The organism is Sinomonas soli (assembly GCF_054782415.1).
Map to the genome: position 1 here is coordinate 1 of NZ_BAAGSN010000006.1, position 17,289 is coordinate 17,289.

Genomic DNA, 17,289 nt, shown 5'->3' on the forward strand with positions numbered 1-17,289 from the left:
GCACCCGGTAACAACCAGACCAACCAACCGGCCAGGCCCTCCCGGAGCAACTTCTCTAACCTACCCGTTCGCTCTTTCCGAGTCAAACCGCGCTGAGCGGCTCGATGACTGTTCGGGAACTGTCGGGGTTGGTTGCGCCTTCCGGGATGTTTCCCGGTCTCCGGCGCGGATAGAACTATACCACCGGCCCGCGGGCAACGCCAACCGGCCCCGGAACGCGCGGTGGGGAGGCGGCGGACCGCCTCCCCACCGCACCGGGCGGACCGCCCCCAGCTGCCCGTGACTACTCGGCTGCCTCGGCGGCGACGTCGGGGACGAGGTACACCACGCCCAGCGGCGGAAGGGTGAGGACTGCCGATGCCGGCTTCCCGTCCCACTCCCTTGCTTCCGCGACCACGAGCCCGCCGTTCGTCACGCCGGAGCCACCGAATTCGGTGGCATCGGTGTTCACCAGCTCCCGCCAGCGGCCGGCCTGCGGCAGGCCGACGGTGTAGTCGATGTGCGGGTTGCCGGCGAAGTTCGCAATGCACACGAGGGGGGCGCCGTCGTCGGACCAGCGGATGAAGGAGATGACGTTGCGCTCCGCGTCGTCGCCGCGGATCCACTCGAAGCCGGCCGGGTCGTTGTCCTTCTCGTACAGTGCCGGCGTGGACCGGTAGACCGAGTTGAGCTCGCGGAAGAGCCGCTGGACGCCCTGGTGCGGCTCGAGCTCAGCCATCCACCACTCGAGCCCGTGCTCCTGGTTCCACTCGGCCTCCTGCGCGAACTCGCAGCCCATGAAGATCAGCTGCTTGCCCGGGTGTGCCCACTGGAAGGCGTAGAAGGCACGCAGGTTGGCCAGCTGCTTCCACCGGTCTCCCGGCATCTTGCGCAGCATGGACCCCTTGCCGTGGACCACCTCGTCATGGCTGATGGGCAGGAGGAAGTTCTCGCTGAATGCGTACACGATCGAGAACGTCATCTTGTTGTGGTGCCAGGACCGGTTCATCGGGTCCTCGTGCATGTACTGGAGCGAGTCGTGCATCCAGCCCATGTTCCACTTGATGCCGAAGCCGAGGCCGTTGAGCGAGGTGGGCTTCGTGACGCCGGGGAAGGCGGTGGACTCTTCCGCGATCGTCACGATGCCGGGGTTGCGCTTGTAGGCGGTCGCGTTCGTCTCCTGCAGGAAGGAGATGGCCTCGAGGTTCTCCCGGCCGCCGTACTGGTTGGGCCGCCACTGGCCTTCCTCGCGGGAGTAGTCCAGGTAGAGCATCGATGCGACCGCGTCGACGCGCAGCCCGTCGATGTGGAACTCCTCGAGCCAGTAGAGCGCGTTCGCCACGAGGAAGTTGCGCACCTCGGTGCGCCCGAAGTTGAAGATGAGCGTTCCCCAGTCGGGGTGCTCGCCCTGCATCGGGTCGGCGTGCTCGTACAGCGGCTCGCCGTCGAACTTCGCCAGGGCCCACTCGTCCTTCGGGAAGTGCGCGGGGACCCAGTCGACGATCACGCCGATGCCGGCCTGGTGCAGCCGGTCGACGAGGTAGCGGAAGTCGTCCGGGTGGCCGAAGCGCGAGCTCGGCGCGTAGTAGGACGTGACCTGGTACCCCCACGATCCCCCGAACGGATGCTCGGCGACCGGCATGAACTCGACGTGGGTGAAGCCCATGTGCGTGACGTACTCGACGAGCTCCTCGGCCAGCTCGCGGTAGCCCAGCCCCGGCTTCCAGGAGCCGATGTGCACCTCGTACACGCTCATGGGGGCGTTGTGCGGATCCCTCGAGGCCCGCGCGGCCATCCACTCGTCGTCCTTGAAGGCGTAGTTCGACTCGTCGACCCGGGAGGCAGTGTGCGGCGGGACTTCCGTGGCGAACGCCATCGGGTCGGCGCGCTCGACCCAGTGGCCGTGCCGCGTGAGGATGCCGAACTTGTAGCACATCCCTGCTACAACGCCTGGGATGAAGATCTCCCAGACGCCGGAGGTCCCGAGGCTCCGCATCGCGTGCTCGCGCCCGTCCCAGCCGTTGAAGTCGCCCTTGACCTGGACGGCCTGGGCGTTCGGCGCCCAGACCTTGAAGGACGTGCCCTCGACGTTCCCGAGCACGGAGTGGTGCCTCTCCACGTGGGCGCCGAGCGCCTTCCACAGCTCCTCGTGGCGGCCCTCCCCGATGAGGTGGAGGTCGAGCTCGCCGATGCTGGGCATGTAGCGGTACGGGTCGTCGACCGTGACGAGGTGCCCGTCCCCGTACTCGACCTCGAGCCGGTAGTCCGGCACGTGGCCCGGGTCCGCCTCGGGAACGGTCCCCACCCACACGCCGTGCGACTCGTGGGCCAGCGGCACCCGGCCCTGGGGCGTGACCGCCGTGACCGAGCTCGCGAGGTGCTTGAGGGCGCGGATGGTCACCGTTCCCTCGCCGTCAAGATGCGCGCCGAGGACGGCGTGCGGCTGGTGGAATGCTCCGGCGGCAACCTTCGCCAGGACGTCCCCATCGACGGGGATGGGCGCCTTCTCGCCGGCGCCGGGGACGGTTCCCGAGGGTGCCTCGACGGCGTTCCCCGCCAGGCTCTGGGCGCGGACCGCGCCGTCATGCTGTGCGGCGGTCTGCCCTGCAGCGCCCTGCGCTGCTCCCCCTGCATGCTCTCCGTGTGCCACGTGCGCCTCCTCTCCGGGCGGCGGTGCTGCCGTCCCGACTGCTGCCCCCTCCGGTGCGCCTGCGGGCCCACCGGGGATGCCTTCCCGTGATCGGTCCTGTGATTGGTCCTGCTCCCGGCCGCCCGGAAGCCAGGCCCCCAGCGCCGTGCGTGCGGCGTGCAGGGGGATCTCGGCCCATGCTGGCCGGTTGCGCTCCTCGTACGAGACCTCGTACAGCGCCTTGTCGAGCCACAGCGCGTCGAAGAGCGCCGAGCCGAAGGGGCTCTCGCCTCCTGCCACGGAGGCGTAGCCCTCCCAGTAGGCGTGCCCTGCGGCGTCGGCCCAGCCCTCGGGAACGCGCGCGGCGGGATCGGTCCGCCGTGCGGCCCCGGCGGCGTAGTCGAAGGAGCGCAGCATCCCGACGACGTCCCGCAGGACTACGTCGGGCAGGCTGCGCTCGGCGACCGGCCGGAGCGGCTCGCCCTCGAAGTCGAGGATCGCAAAGGGCCTCTCGCTGCCGGCGAAGTGGAGGATCTGGCCCAGATGCAGGTCACCGTGGATCCGCTGCAGGACCAGGCCCTCCCGGGCTGCTGGCAGGGCCGCGAGCAGGGAGTCGAGGGCGGCATCCGGCACCCCCACGCTCGCGCGGACCTCTGCCCAGGCGGCGCGCAGCCGCTCCGAGAGCCGCTCGATGAACGTGTCGGCGGCCCCGGCGTCGAGCGTCTCGGTCCCGAGCGTCGTCGCAAGCGCCGTGTGGATGCGGGCGGTGGCCGCCCCGAGCCCACGGGCGGTGTCCGAGATGTCACGTCCGTCCGCGGCTGCGTCGAGGGCGACGCCCCACATGTCCGCGCCGCCGGCGAGGAACTCGTGCGCCACGGCGAGCTGGCCCTGTGCTCGGCCCCCCGACGGCCGTTCCCACCCGGCGTCGATCCAGCCGAGCGCCGTGGGAGCGTCAGTGGCGTGGGCTCGGGCCAGGGCGGCCCCCAGCTCCACCTCGGGGTTGAGCCCCTCGGAGAGCTGGCGGAAGACCTTGACCATCGCATCGCCGGCAGCCGAGCGGACCACAATCGAGGTGTTCGACTGCTCGCCCCGCAGCACCGACGCCGTGAGGGCGCCGGCGGGGAGGGCCGCCTGCCCGCTCGAGGACCCCACCGCGCCGGCGTGGTCTCCCTCGACCGCGGCGCCGTCCGCCATGAGGCCCAGGAGCGCCGCCGCGAACACCGGTTCGTGCACGGCGTCGTACACCCAGACGACCGTTCCGCCCGGTCCGCCGACCTTGCCGATGAGGGCAGCCTCACTGCCCTCGGCCGGCTTCTGGCGGAGGCTCAGCGGAACGTTGAGGACGGTGTCGAGCCGGCCGGCGCTGGCCCGGATGAAGTGCACCTCCAGGCGTGGGGCATCGGGGCCCCCGCCCGAGAGCACGAGGCCGCCCACCGGCTGGAACTCGACCTCGCGGCCCTTGGCCGGGAACCACCGCTGCTCGGGGATCCACTCTGTGAGCAGCGCCTCCAGGGACGGGAAGAGGCCTCGGATCTCGGTGTCCGTCACTGGACCAGCTCCCCTGCTGGGGACTCGGGCACAATGACTGGCAGCGCCGTGGTCAGCGGGCTGGTCGGCACGGAGGCGGCGTTGCGGACGCGCAGCCAGAAGTACCCGTGCGCCCCGAGCGTCACGTGGAAGCGCCCGTCCTGCCCCACCTGCGAGAACGGCTCTCCCCCGAAGATGTCGCGCAGGCCGCGCCCGGCGAACTCGGGCAGGTCGAGCGCGGTGGCCACCGGGTGTCCGGCGAGGTTGAAGACGCAGAGGACGGCCTCGCCGCGCCGGCCGTGCGCCACGTCGTCGGGCATCTCCCTCAGGTAGGCCAGCACCCGCTCGCTGTCCGCGGGGACGTTGCGATAGCCGCCGAGGCCGAAGACCGGGTGCGCGCGGCGCACCCCCAGGATGTTGCGCATCCACCGCAGCAGGCTGCCGGAGTGCGCCATCTCCGCCTCCACGTTCGCCATGCCGTAGTGGTAGACCAACGACTGGATCGTGGGGAGGTAGAGCTTGCCCGGGTCCGCCGTCGAGAAGCCCGCATTGCGGTCCGGGTTCCACTGCATCGGCGTGCGCACCGCGTCGCGGTCCTCGAGCCAGATGTTGTCCCCCATCCCGATCTCGTCGCCGTAGTACAGGAACGGGCTGCCCGGCAGCGAGAGCAGGAGGGCGTTGATGAGCTCGATCTCCGCGCGGGAGTTGTCCAGCAGGGGCGCCAGCCGGCGGCGGATGCCGACGTTGGCCCGCATCCGCGGATCCGAGGCGTACCAGCCCAGCATGGCCTCGCGCTCCTCCACGGTGACCATCTCGAGGGTCAGCTCATCGTGGTTGCGCAGGAAGGTGCCCCACTGCGCACCCCCGGGGATGGCCGGGGTGTCCACCATCGTGTCGATGATGGGCTGCGACTTCTGGTCGCGCAGCGCGTAGTAGAGGCGCGGCATGATCGGGAAGTGGAAGGCCATGTGGCACTCGGGCTCGGTCTCGGTGCCGAAGTACTCCACCACCTCGTGCGGGGGCTGGTTGGCCTCGGCGATGATGATGCGGCCCGGGTAGTTGTGGTCCATGAACTCGCGCAGGCGGGCGAGGAAGACGTGCGTGGCCGGGAGGTTCTCGCAGTTGGTCCCCTCCTCTGCGTACAGGTACGGGATCGCGTCGGCCCGGATGCCGTCCACTCCCTGGTCGAGCCAGAACTGCACCACGTCGAAGATCGCCTGCTGGACCTTGGGGTTCTCGTAGTTCAGGTCAGGCTGGTGGCTGAAGAAGCGGTGCCAGAAGAACTGCCGGCGGATCGGGTCGAAGGTCCAGTTGGACTCCTCGGTGTCGATGAAGATGATGCGGGCGTCCTGGTACTTCTCGTCGGTGTCGCTCCACATGTAGAAGTCGCCGTAGGGGCCATCCGGGTCCCGCCGGGACTCCTGGAACCAGCGGTGCTGGTCCGAGGTGTGGTTGAGCGGCAGGTCGATGATGATCCGCACGCCGCGGGCGTGGGCCTCGGCGACGAGCCGCTGGAAGTCGCTGATCGAGCCGAACTCGGGCAGCACGGACTCGTAGTCGGAGACGTCGTAGCCGCCGTCGCGGAGCGGGGACTCGAAGAACGGCGGCAGCCACAGGCAGTCGACGCCGAGCCACTGCAGGTAGTCCAGCCGGTCGATCAGGCCCTGGATGTCCCCGGAGCCGTCCCCGTTCGCGTCGTTGAACGCCCGCACGAGGACCTCGTAGAAGACCGCCTTCTTGTACCAGAAGGGATCGTGCTTGAGGCCTGGTGCATTGACGTTGAAGTTCGGCTGTGCCTGCTGGCCGATGTTCATGGACTCGGAGGTCTCCTTAACGGCGGGGGTCACGCTGGTTCGGGTCTACGCCACGTTAGCGTGGCGCCTGAAGGACCGGCTACCGACGCACGTGGAGGATGTGCGCCGGCTCGGCGTGCGCGTCGAGCCGCACGTAGTTGTGTTTGCCCCACATCCACGACTGTCCGGACAGGAGGTCGTCGACGCGGAACCTGCCCTCGAGGTCGAGGTCCTCGCGGTCGAGGTGCAGCGCCGGCAGATCGAGGGTGACGGTGCTCTCGCGGGAGGAATGCGGGTCCACGTTCACCACGACGATGAGGGTGTCCTTGGTCCCGTCCGCGTTCTCCTTGTGCTTGGAGAACACCACCGTCGCATCGTCGGTGCTCGAGTGCAGGGTGAGGTTCTGCAGGTCCAGGAGCGCCGGGTGCGCGCGGCGGATCTCGTTCAGCCGCGTCAGGTACGGCGCGAGGGAGCGGCCCGCGGCCTCCGCGCCCGCCCAGTCCCGCTGCTTGTACTCGTACTTCTCGTTGTCGATGTACTCCTCGGCACCCGGGCGGGCCACGTGCTCGAACAGCTCGTAGCCGGCGTAGACTCCCCAGAGCGGGCTCGCTGTCGAGGCGAGGACGGCCCGGATCTTGAACGCCGGCCAGCCGCCGTACTGGAGGTACTCGGTGAGGATGTCCGGGGTGTTCACGAAGAGGTTGGGCCGGTAGAACGGAGCCCATTCCTTCGAGATCATCGTGAAGAACTCCTCGAGCTCCACCCGCGTGTTCCGCCACGTGAAGTAGGTGTACGACTGCTGGAAGCCGGCCCGGCCCAGGGCCTTCATCATCGCAGGCCTCGTGAAGGCCTCGGCGAGGAAGACGACGTCGGGATTCTTCTTGGCCACCTTGCCGATGAGCCACTCCCAGAACCACACGGGCTTCGTGTGGGGGTTGTCGACGCGGAAGATCTTCACCCCGTGGTCGATCCAGAGGTTCACGATCCGCAGGATCTCCTTGGAGAGCCCCTCCGGATCGTTGTCGAAGTTCAGCGGGTAGATGTCCTGGTACTTCTTCGGCGGGTTCTCGGCGTAGGCGATCGAGCCGTCGACGCGGGTGGTGAACCACTCGGGATGGGACGTGACCCACGGGTGGTCCGGGGATGCCTGCAGCGCGAGGTCGAGCGCCACCTCGAGGCCGAGCTCCTCGGCGCGGGCGACGAACGCGTCGAAGTCCTCGAACGTGCCGAGGTCCGGATGGATCGAGTCGTGGCCTCCCTCGGCGGCGCCGATGGCCCACGGCGAGCCGGGATCGCCCGGGTCGGCGGTGAGCGAGTTGTTCGGCCCCTTGCGGAACGCGCGCCCGATCGGGTGGATCGGGGGCAGGTAGATCACGTCGAAGCCCATGGCGGCCACCCCGGGGAGGCGCTCCGCCGCAGTGCGGAGCGTGCCGGAGGTCCACGCGCCGGTGGCGTGGTCGCGCACGGCGCCCTCGGAGCGGGGGAAGAACTCGTACCAGGCGCCGCGGCCGGCCCGCTCGCGCTCGACCAGGAGGGGGTAGTGCTCGCTCTCCGTGACGAGCTCGCGGATCGGGAGGCGCTCGACGGCGGCGCGCACCTCGGGCGCGTCGCCCGCCGCGAGGCGGTCCTCGACCATGCGGGAGGCGTCGGCGAGGGTGTACGACGCCGAACGGAGCGTTGCGCGGTCCGCCTCGCTGCGCTCCTCCTCCTCCGCCGCGGCCGCGAAGAGGGCGGCCCCCTCGGCGAGCATGAGCTCGACGTCGATGCCGGCGGCGACCTTCACGGCCGCGTTGTGGTGCCACGTCCCGTAGCGGTCATGCCAGGCCTCGATGGTGAACGTCCACTCCCCCTCCTTGGTGGGGGTGAGGATGCCGTGCCACCGGTCCAGGCCCTGTCCCAGTTCGCGGAGCCGGACGCGCTGCTTCTCCTTGCCGCGCGGGGAGTAGAGGACCGCGCTCACGCCGAGCGCGTCGTGGCCCTCGCGGAAGGCGGTGGCGCCCACCACGATTCCCTCGCCCGCGACGGCCTTCGCGGGGAAGGCCCCACCCTCGACCACGGGGGAGACGTCCGTGATGGGGAAGCGGCCGAAGCGGAGCTTGCCGGGGATGTGAGGTTCGACAGCGGGCACAGGTTGTCCTTTCGCGTGACGGGCGTGGTCCTTGAAGGCCTGTCCATCCGTCACGATAGCCCGGCGCGCGGACGATTGCGAAGGACGTGACTGGCCGCCAATTGGCACACTCCCCGACCAGTACCCGCAGTTCACCGCCATGTAACGTGGCGCTCTTCATCGGTGCTCGCGGCTCGGCTAGTGTGGCGCAGGTGAAGGCCATCCGTAGATTCACCGTCCGCACCGTGCTCCCCGAGCCGATCGCCGCGCTCGACACGCTTGCCACGAACCTGCGCTGGTCCTGGCACCAGCCGACCCGTGAACTGTTCGCCGGCCTCGACCCAGAGCTGTGGGAGGAGAGCCGGCACGATCCGGCGGGCCTGCTGGGCCTCATCACCCGCGAACAGCTGCAGCGCCTGGCCCTCGACCCGGACGTGGTGTCCCGCGTGCGCGCGGCCGAGGAAGACCTGCGTGCCTACCTCGAGGAGCCGCGCTGGTACCAGGGGCTCGGTGACGCGGCGCCGAAGTGCATCGCCTACTTCTCCCCGGAGTACGGCATCACGGAGGTCCTCCCCCAGTATTCCGGCGGTCTCGGGATCCTCGCGGGCGACCACCTCAAGAGTGCCTCGGACCTCGGCGTGCCGCTGATCGGCGTCGGCCTCCTCTACCAGGCCGGCTACTTCAAGCAGTCCCTCTCCCGCGACGCGTGGCAGCAGGAGACCTACCCGGTGCTCGACCCGGACGCGCTGCCGCTGACGCTGCTCAAGGAGGAGGACGGCACGGCCTGCGTGGTGACCCTGCCGCTGCCGAACGGCCGCAAGCTCCACGCCCACATCTGGCGGGCAGACGTGGGCCGCGTCCCGCTGCTGCTGCTCGACTCGAACATGCCGGCGAACGACGACGGCGCCCGTTCCATCACCGACCGCCTCTACGGCGGCGGCGGGGACCACCGGCTCCAGCAGGAGCTCCTGCTGGGCATGGGCGGGGTGAAGGCCCTGCGCATCTTCCAGCGGCTCACGGGCGGACCCGCCCCGGAGGTCTTCCACACGAACGAGGGCCACGCGGGCTTCCTGGGCATCGAGCGGATCCAGGAGCTCATGTCCGCGACCCCGCCGCTCACGTGGGACGAGGCGCTCGTGGCCGGCCGTGCCTCCACGGTGTTCACGACGCACACGCCCGTGGCGGCCGGCATCGACCGGTTCGACGCGGCGCAGATCAAGTACTTCTTCGACGCCGGCCTGGCCCCGGACGTGCCCACCGCGAAGGTGCTCGAGCTGGGGCGCGAGAGCTACGAGGGCGGCGACCCCTCGGTGTTCAACATGGCGGTGATGGGCCTGCGCCTCGCGCAGCGGGCCAACGGCGTCGCGAAGCTGCACGGCCGCGTCTCGCGGGAGATGTTCTCGGGCCTCTGGCCGGGCTTCGACCACTCCGAGGTGCCGATCACGTCCGTCACGAACGGCGTGCACGTGCCCACGTGGATCGACCCGAGGATCAATGCGATGGCCGAGGACCTCGCCCCCGGCGGCGGGGTCGGCGGCCGCTGGGACGTGGTCTTCAACGTCACGGACGAGAAGATCTGGCAGATCCGCCGCGAGCTGCGGGCGCGGCTCATCGAGGACGTGCGCCGGCGCGTGCGCGCCGCGTGGCACAAACGGGGGGCGGGCGAGGCCGAGCTGACCTGGACCGATTCGATCCTGAGCCCGGACGTCCTCACCATCGGGTTCGCGCGCCGCGTCCCGACGTACAAGCGCCTCACCCTCATGCTCCGCGACCCGGCGCGCCTCAAGCGGCTGCTCCTGGACCCCGAGCACCCGATCCAGATCGTGATCGCCGGCAAGTCTCACCCGGCGGACGATGCCGGCAAGAAGATGATCCAGGACCTCGTCCGGTTCACGGACGACCCGGAGGTCCGCCACCGCATCGTGTTCCTGCCGAACTACGACATCGCGATGGCGCGGACCCTGTTCCCGGGCTGCGACGTGTGGCTCAACAACCCCCTGCGCCCCCTCGAGGCGTGCGGGACGTCCGGGATGAAGGCCGCGATCAACGGCTCGCTCAACCTCTCGGTCCTCGACGGCTGGTGGGACGAACTCTACGACGGCTCCAACGGCTGGGCGATCCCGACCGCGAGCGGCGGCGCGAGCGCCCAGGAGCGGGACGACATCGAGGCCGCGGCCCTCTACGAGCTCATCGAGACCCAGGTCGCCCCGCGCTTCTACGGCCACGCCGGCACGGACACGGGGGCGGAGTCCGCCGGCGCCGCGGGGCCGTCGTCCGGCCGGCCCGAGGGCGCACCGACCTCGTGGATCTCGATGATCAAGCACACCCTCTCGTTCCTCGGCCCCGCCGTCTCGGCGGACCGGATGGTGGGTGACTACGTCACGGAGCTGTACACCCCCGCGGCCCAGGCCGGCCGCGCGGCGGTGGCGGACGACTACCGGGCCGCACGCGAGCTCGCGGCGTGGACCAAGCACGTGCGCAGCAACTGGTCCCAGGTCCACGTCGAGCACATCGACTCCGGCGGCCTCTCGGAGGTCCCGCAGATCGGCGACAAGCTCAACGTCAGCACCTACCTGAACCTCGGCGTCCTCAACCCCTCCGACGTGCTCGTGGAGCTCGCCTACGGCAAGGTGGACGAGGCCGACCAGCTCACCGGGGTGGGCCTGACGGAGCTCGAGCCCAGCGAGCACCTCGGCAACGGCCGCTACGTCTTCACCGGGGCGGCGACGATCGAGCACTCGGGTGCGTTCGGCTACACCGTCCGGGTGATCCCCCGGCATGAGGGGCTCGCGTCCAAGGCCGAGCTCGGCCTCGTGGTCAACGCCTGATCAGGCGTCCACGACGCGCACCGTGAGGGCGTCCTCGCTCACGCCGACGGCGTCGGCGAGGATGCCCTCCACGGCGGCGAAGGCAGCAGTGGCCCGGAAGGCCGGGTGCACGCGCCATTCGACCTCGAGCGGCGCCGCCTCGCCGTTGGCGAGCTCCGAGGCGAGGTCCTGGAGGCAGTCGTTGAGGGCATCGAGGTTCGCGCCGTAGTAGTCCGGGAAGCCGAGGGCGGCCCCGAAGGCGACGAGCACCTCGCGCTTGGACGGCGCGGCCGGGACGACGACCCGGCGGCGCTGTCCGGAATGACCGTGTGCCATCACTGGTCCTCCCTGATGAACCGGAACGACGCATAGTGGTCGTCCGTGTAGTAGGAGTCGCCCTGCTGGCCCGCCACGATCCGGCGTGCGCCGCGGTCCGACGAGCCAGGCGTGGTGACCGTGTACTCGTGGTAGTAGCCGCTGGGCTTCGCCGGCAGGATCTTCTCGAAGTTGCTGTAGACCACCCCGTCGCGGCTGTACGGGTACGGGCCGCCGCGAGCGATGCGCGCGAGCGTGTCCCGGCCCTCGCGCGGCAGCTGGGATGCCTTCACCTCGGCGAGCCGGCTCGGGTTCGTCCGCGCCGTGGACGGGGCCGCGGCGCGAGCGGAGGCGGACAGCGAGGGCGAGCGGCCGGCGTCGGCCGTCAGCGCGCCGCAGGCGGACAGCAGGCCCGCGACCGCCATCGCGAGCAGCACGAGCGGCACTGCAACCCGGCGCAGGGCCGGCCTCATGCCGCGGACCGGGCCCGGTAGACGGTCAGGGAGTACGGCTCGGCAGCGTCCTGCTGCCCGGAGGCGAACACCGTGCCGATGCGCTGCTCGGCGTGGCGCGCGGTCGAGTAGCGCAGCTCGTAGGCCATCGCGTGCCCCTTGGCCTCGGGGAACGTCACCGCGGTCCGCTCCGGGCTGCCGTTGACCACCACGAGGCCGTCGAGGTAGCCGTCCTTCGAGCCGAGGAGGAACTGCAGGAGCCGCTCCCGCGGGTCCTGCCAGCGTCCCGGGTCCATGGGCTCCCCGTCCGCGCCGAACCAGTGGAAGTAGTTGCTCTCCTCGCGCGCCGGGTAGCTCGGGGGCTGGCGCTGGAGGAAGTCGCGGCGGATGCGGATGAGCCAGGCCGTGTGCTCGAGCAGGTGCTGGCCGGTCGAGTCCAGGTTCCAGTTCAGCCACGTGAGCTCGTTGTCCTGGCAGTACGCGTTGTTGTTGCCCTGCTGGGAGCGCCCGAACTCGTCGCCGGCCGTGATCATGGGCACCCCGAGGGAGACCATGAGGGTGGCCATGAGGTTCTTCGCGGACTGGATCCGCGCCTCGAGGATCGTCTCGACCTCGGTGGGACCCTCGAAGCCGTGGTTGTAGGAGCGGTTGTGGGTGGCGCCGTCCCGGTTCTGCTCGCCGTTGGCCTCGTTGTGCTTGCGGTGGTACGCGGTGAGGTCCGCGAGCGTGAAGCCGTCGTGGGCGGCAACGAAGTTGACCGAGGCCAGCGCGGTGCGTCCCGACGCGGCGAACAGGCCGTGCGAGCCGGAGAGCGCATCGGCGAGCCTCGCCGTCGGGCCCCCGAGGCCGCCGCCGTCGAGTTCGGCGCGGTCGGAGAGCCAGAAGTCGCGGACGGTGTCGCGGTAGTGGTCGTTCCAGTCGGACCAGCCCAGCGGGAACCGTCCCGTCTGCCAGCCCCCGAACCCGAGGTCCCAGGGCTCAGCGATCAGCTTGGTCCGCGAGATCACGGGATCCGCGGCGGCCGCGACGAGGAAGGGGTGCGCCGGGGTGAAGGAGTGCTGGCCGTCGCGGCAGAGGGACACCGCGAGGTCGAACCGGAAGCCGTCGATCCGGTACTCTTCGGCCCACAGCCGCAGCGAGTCGAGGGCCAGCTGGACCACACGCGGGTTCGAGAAGTCGAGCGTGTTGCCGCAGCCCGTCGTGTCGATGTAGCGGCCCTGGGGGTCGCAGCGGTAGTACTCGTGGTCGCCGAGGCCACGGAAGCCGACCACCGGGCCGTCCTGGCCCTCCTCCGCCGTGTGGTTGTAGACCACGTCCAGGAAGACCTCGATGCCGGCCTGGTGCAGGAGCTTCACCATGCCCTTGAACTCGTCCTGCACCGCCTGCGGGCCGGCCGCTCGGGCGGACTCGGTGGCATAGGCCGGGTGGGGGGCGAAGAACGCGGCCGTGTTGTAGCCCCAGTAGTTGGTGAGGCCGAGGTCCTGGAGGTGCGACTCGTCGAGGTGGAAGTGGACGGGCAGGAGTTGGACGCTAGTGATGCCCAGCCGCCGGAAGTAGTCGATCATCACCGGGTGCGCGAGGCCCGCGTACGTTCCGCGCAGGTCCTCGGGGATGTCCGGGTGGAGCATGGTCTGGCCCTTGACGTGGGCCTCGTAGACGATCGTGTCCCGCAGCGGGACCGTGGGGCGATCCACGTCGCCCCAGTCGAAGCCGTTGTGCACCCGCACGTTCAGCCAGCGGCCCTCTGCCTCCTCGACCGCGCGGCCGTAGGGGTCCAGGAGGAGCGTGCCCTCGCCGGGCGCCGGAGCCTCCCCCGCCTCATCGGTGCGGGCGGCGAACGCGTACTGGGTGCCTTCGGGCATGCCCGGGATCAGGCCGTGGTGCACCCCGTCCGTGTACTCCGTCAGGGGTGCCTTGCGCCAGGCGCCGTCGTGGTCGAGGAAGTGGACGTCCACCGCGTCGAGCCCCGGGGCGTACACGGCGAGGTTGACGGTATGGGTTGCCTGCTGCTCGGCCGAGCGGGCAGGGGTGAGTCCGAGCGGAAACGGCTGCGACGGCGTCACCACGAACGCCAGGGGCATCGTCATGTTGCTCATGCTCATAAGCATCCTTGGCCCGGGCGAGCCGGGCCGTGGTCCTTCCTCGTCGGTGTCGGGGTCGACAAGAGCGTGGGGCCACCCTCGGCACGCTCATCCTAGTATCCGCACGCGATCCGCCGGGAAAGCCGGGCCTTCTGCGACGCCTTCGGACATACTGGTGCCATGCGGATCGCACTCGTCCAGCTGACCTCATCCCGCTCCGTCGAGGACAACCTCGCCCTCGTCCGCGCGCGCGTGGCCGAGGCGGCGCGGCGGCACGCCGACGTCGTCGTGTTCCCCGAGGCGACCATGCGCGCCTTCGGGCACTCGCTGACGGAGATCGCCGAGCCCCTCGACGGGCCCTGGGCCCAGGCGGTCCGGGCGGCCGCCGACGACGCCGGCGTGATCGTGGTGGTGGGCATGTTCACGCCCGGGGAGGCCGGCACCGTCCGGAACACCCTCTTGGTCCACGGCCGCGGCGTCGACACCCACTACGACAAGATCCACCTCTACGACGCGTTCGGCTTCCTCGAGTCGGACACCGTCACGGCCGGCAAGGAGCCTGTCACCTTCGCGGCCGGCGGCGTCACCTTCGGCCTCGCGACGTGCTATGACGTGCGCTTCCCGGACCTCTTCACCGCGACGGCCGACGACGGCGCCCAGGTCCAGATCGTGTGCGCCTCGTGGGGACCCGGGCCCGGGAAGGCCGAGCAGTGGGACCTGCTCGTGCGGGCCCGCGCCGTCGACTCGACGTGCTTCGTCGTGGCCGTGGGCCAGTCCGATCCGGAGGCCGCGGGCGTGGACGCCAAGCACGGGGCGCCGACCGGGATCGGCCGCTCCGCGGTGGTGAGCCCGTTCGGGCACCTGGTCGAGCGCGCCGGGTCCGGGCCCGAGACGCTGTACGTGGACCTCGACATCGCCCAGGTGGCGAAGGCGCGGGAGGCCCTGCCGGTCCTCGCGAACCGCGTCCGGTTCTAGCCCGAGGTCATCCCGCAGGACGCCGAGGCCACCCCCCGGCCTCGCGCACCCACGGAGCGACCTCGCGAGCGCTACTTGGCCTCGGCGGCCGCCCGGCGGGTCGAGACCTCGTAGAGCGAGATCGCCACGGCCATCCCGGCGTTGAGGGACTCCATGTCCGAGTCGATCGGGATCGAGACGATCTGGTCGCACAGCTCACGCGTGAGGCGGGAGAGGCCCTTGCCCTCGGACCCCACCACGAGGCACAGCGGCTCGGGCGCCAGGGCGAGGCCGGGCAGCGAGACGTCGCCGTCGCCGTCCAGGCCGAGCACGAAGATCCCCAGCTCCTTCATCTGCCGCAGCACCGTGTTGAGGTTCGGCGCCTTGGCCACGGGGACGCGGACGGCCGCGCCGGCAGACGTCTTCCACGCCGAGGCCGTCATGCCCACGGAGCGCCGCTCGGGCACGATCACGCCGTGCCCCGAGAATGCCGAGACCGAGCGGATGATCGCGCCGAGGTTGCGCGGGTCCGTGATCCCATCGAGCGCCACGAACAGGGGCGCGTTGGCGATGTGCCCCCGGCGCCACTTCTCGATGGTCTCCTCCGCGAGCTCGAACGCGTCCGGGTAGTTGTACGGGGGAACCTGGAGCGCGACGCCCTGGTGGATCGCGTCGTCCGTCATCCGGTCGAGCTCGGGCTTCTGCGATTCCATGAGCGGGATGCCGGCCTCGGCGGCAAGCTTCATGGCCTCGCGCACCCTGTCGTCCATCTCGATCCGCACGGCGACGTAGAGGGCCTTGGCCGGCACCCCCGCGCGCAGCGCCTCGACCACCGAGTTGCGTCCGGTGACCATCTCCTCGGCGCCCTTCGAGCGGCCGGTACCGCCGCGGCCGGCGGCGAGCCGTCCCGGCTGCCCGGTGCGCTTGGCGGCCGAGCGCTCGGCCAGCTCCTTGGCCCGGTGCGCCTTGTGGTAGACGCGGTCCTCGGCCTTGGGCGTGGGGCCCTTGCCCTCGAGGGCCTTGCGGCCGTGGCCGCCGGTGCCCGTGGTCGGGCCCTTCTTCTTCCGGGTTGCTCCCGGGCGTCCCTTGGCGGCCATCTAAGCTCCCATTCGGTTGGTCTGTGCGGTGTGCGGGGCGACGAGGCTCCAGGCGGCACCGTCGGCTGAGTCTTCGACGGCGATGCCCGCCGCCGAGAGGGTGTCGCGGATCGCGTCGGCGGCTGCCCAGTCCTTCGCGGCCCGCGCGGCGGCCCGCGCCTCGAGCTGGGCGTCGACGAGCACGGCGAGGGCCTGATGGACGGCGCTGTCGGACGACGGCGTGTCGGTGCGGGCGGCGTCGAGGCCGAGGACGGCGGTCATCGCCAGCACTTCGGCCAGCGCCGCGGAGGATCCCTCGGCGTCCCCGTCGGCCAGGGCCGAGTTGCCGCGGCGCACGGTCTCGTGGAGCACGGCCAGCGCTTGGGGGATGTTGAGGTCCTCGTCCATGGCCTCCGCGAACGCCTCCGGCACGGAACCGCCCGCGGCCCCGGCGCGGCCCGCGCGGGGCGAGCCGCCGCCGTCGTGCGCCGGGTCCCCGCCCGCCCGGGCGCGCGCCTTGGCGATGAAGCCGTCGATGCGCTCGACAGCGGCGGCAGCCTCCGTGAGCGACGTGGGCCGGTAGTCGAGCACCGAGCGGTAGTGGGCCTGGCCGAGGTAGTAGCGGACCACGCGCGGGCTGGCGAGCGCGAGCATCTCGGCGGGCGCGATGACGTTGCCGATGGACTTCGACATCTTCTCGCCCTCGAAGGTGACCATCCCGTTGTGCATCCAGAAGTTCGCGAACTGGTCCCCCGCCGCGGCGGACTGGGCGAGCTCGTTCTCGTGGTGCGGGAAGCGCAGGTCGAGGCCACCGCCGTGGATGTCGAAGCGGACACCGAGGTACTTGGTGGCCATCGCCGAGCACTCGAGGTGCCAGCCCGGCCGGCCGCGGCCCCACGGCGAGGGCCACGACGCCGTCACCGGCTCGCCGTCCTTGTGGCCCTTCCACAGCGCAAAGTCGCGGGGGTCCCTCTTCCCCCGCGGATCCGCGTCCGTGGCCGCCTGCATGTCGTCGATCCGCTGGTGGGTGAGCGAGCCGTACTCGGGCCACGAGCGCACATCGAAGTACACGTCGCCGGAGCCGTCCCCGGCCGGGTAGGCGTGGCCGCGTTCGATCAGCCGGGCGATGAGCTCGTGCATCTCGGTGATGTGGCCGGTGGCCCGGGGCTCGTAGGTGGGGCGCTGGACGCCGAGGACCTCGTAGGCGGCCTCGAACTCCTGCTCGTAGCGGTATGCGAGCGCGAACCACTCCTCGCGGGGGAGGTACGTGCCCTCGGGGACGAAGTCCGGGGCGAAGCTCGCCTCCGACTTGGCGAGGATCTTGTCGTCGATGTCCGTGACGTTGCGGACCACGGTGGTCTCGTAGCCGCGGTAGGCGAGCCAGCGGGTGAGCTGGTCGAAGACGATCGCGGAGCGGACGTGCCCCACGTGGGGGGAGCCCTGCACGGTGGCGCCACAGTAGTACACCGAGGCCTTGCCGGGCTCGAGTGGGACGAAGTCACGGACTTCGGCTGTGGCGGAATCGTAGAAGCGCAGGGTCACTGGATAAGGGTATACGGGTGGGCGGCC

General features: G+C 70.7%; 10 protein-coding genes. 2 read left to right on the top strand and 8 right to left on the bottom strand.

Going from position 1 to position 17,289, the window contains the following annotated elements; all coding sequences use genetic code 11:
• Positions 1-283: 283 nt before the first annotated feature.
• The 3 genes from glgB to ACYVKZ_RS05665 form a co-directional block, all read right to left on the bottom strand.
• Positions 284-4,156 (bottom strand): 1,4-alpha-glucan branching protein GlgB, encoded by a 3,873-nt coding sequence (glgB, locus tag ACYVKZ_RS05655; RefSeq protein WP_460991093.1) that lies wholly within the window; start codon positions 4,154-4,156, stop codon positions 284-286.
• Positions 4,153-5,949, bottom strand: coding sequence for a maltose alpha-D-glucosyltransferase (gene treS / locus ACYVKZ_RS05660; RefSeq protein WP_460991544.1), 1,797 nt, complete (start codon positions 5,947-5,949; stop codon positions 4,153-4,155). The genes glgB and treS overlap by 4 nt, the downstream gene beginning before the upstream one ends.
• Positions 5,950-6,028: 79 nt before the next feature.
• Positions 6,029-8,056, bottom strand: a complete 2,028-nt coding sequence (locus tag ACYVKZ_RS05665; protein WP_460991094.1) for an alpha-1,4-glucan--maltose-1-phosphate maltosyltransferase — start codon at positions 8,054-8,056, stop codon at positions 6,029-6,031.
• Between the two features lie 191 nt (positions 8,057-8,247).
• Between ACYVKZ_RS05665 and glgP the strand changes: the two genes are divergently transcribed.
• The gene (gene glgP, locus ACYVKZ_RS05670) at positions 8,248-10,863 is read left to right on the top strand and encodes an alpha-glucan family phosphorylase (RefSeq protein ID WP_460991095.1); all 2,616 of its coding nucleotides are present in this window, start codon (positions 8,248-8,250) and stop codon (positions 10,861-10,863) included.
• Here the strand turns inward: glgP and ACYVKZ_RS05675 are convergent, their stop codons facing one another.
• From ACYVKZ_RS05675 to glgX, 3 genes are read right to left on the bottom strand one after another with little or no spacing between them, the layout of a single operon-like run.
• A complete protein-coding gene (locus tag ACYVKZ_RS05675; protein WP_460991096.1) occupies positions 10,864-11,178 on the bottom strand; it encodes a barstar family protein in 315 nt (104 codons plus the stop codon). It lies immediately after the preceding gene.
• Positions 11,178-11,630: a guanyl-specific ribonuclease gene (locus tag ACYVKZ_RS05680; protein ID WP_460991097.1), complete on the bottom strand. Its 453-nt coding sequence runs from the start codon at positions 11,628-11,630 to the stop codon at positions 11,178-11,180. The genes ACYVKZ_RS05675 and ACYVKZ_RS05680 overlap by 1 nt, the downstream gene beginning before the upstream one ends.
• On the bottom strand, positions 11,627-13,696 hold the full coding sequence (gene glgX, locus ACYVKZ_RS05685; protein WP_460991546.1) for a glycogen debranching protein GlgX: 2,070 nt from the start codon (positions 13,694-13,696) through the stop codon (positions 11,627-11,629). Before glgX ends, ACYVKZ_RS05680 begins: the two co-directional genes overlap by 4 nt.
• Positions 13,697-13,870: 174 nt before the next feature.
• Here glgX and ACYVKZ_RS05690 point away from each other — a divergent pair, with 174 nt between their 5' ends.
• Positions 13,871-14,665 carry a carbon-nitrogen hydrolase family protein gene (locus tag ACYVKZ_RS05690; RefSeq protein ID WP_460991098.1) on the top strand — a complete coding sequence of 265 codons (795 nt, stop codon included), beginning with the start codon at positions 13,871-13,873 and terminating at the stop codon, positions 14,663-14,665.
• A gap of 71 nt (positions 14,666-14,736) precedes the next feature.
• Here the strand turns inward: ACYVKZ_RS05690 and rlmB are convergent, their stop codons facing one another.
• Positions 14,737-15,741, bottom strand: coding sequence for a 23S rRNA (guanosine(2251)-2'-O)-methyltransferase RlmB (gene rlmB, locus ACYVKZ_RS05695; RefSeq protein ID WP_460991099.1), 1,005 nt, complete (start codon positions 15,739-15,741; stop codon positions 14,737-14,739).
• Complete coding sequence (gene cysS, locus ACYVKZ_RS05700; protein ID WP_460991100.1) at positions 15,742-17,262, bottom strand: cysteine--tRNA ligase; 1,521 nt, start codon at positions 17,260-17,262, stop codon at positions 15,742-15,744.
• Positions 17,263-17,289: the final 27 nt, after the last annotated feature.

What these genes read in the sequence shown, in the direction of transcription:
- glgX (WP_460991546.1), bottom strand. Translation starts at nt 13,696, where the DNA reads ATGACGATGCCCCTGGCGTTCGTGGTGACGCCGTCGCAGCCGTTTCCG.
- ACYVKZ_RS05675 (WP_460991096.1), bottom strand. Translation starts at nt 11,178, where the DNA reads ATGGCACACGGTCATTCCGGACAGCGCCGCCGGGTCGTCGTCCCGGCC.
- rlmB (WP_460991099.1), bottom strand. Translation starts at nt 15,741, where the DNA reads ATGGCCGCCAAGGGACGCCCGGGAGCAACCCGGAAGAAGAAGGGCCCG.
- ACYVKZ_RS05690 (WP_460991098.1), top strand. Translation starts at nt 13,871, where the DNA reads ATGCGGATCGCACTCGTCCAGCTGACCTCATCCCGCTCCGTCGAGGAC.
- treS (WP_460991544.1), bottom strand. Translation starts at nt 5,949, where the DNA reads ATGAACATCGGCCAGCAGGCACAGCCGAACTTCAACGTCAATGCACCA.
- ACYVKZ_RS05680 (WP_460991097.1), bottom strand. Translation starts at nt 11,630, where the DNA reads ATGAGGCCGGCCCTGCGCCGGGTTGCAGTGCCGCTCGTGCTGCTCGCG.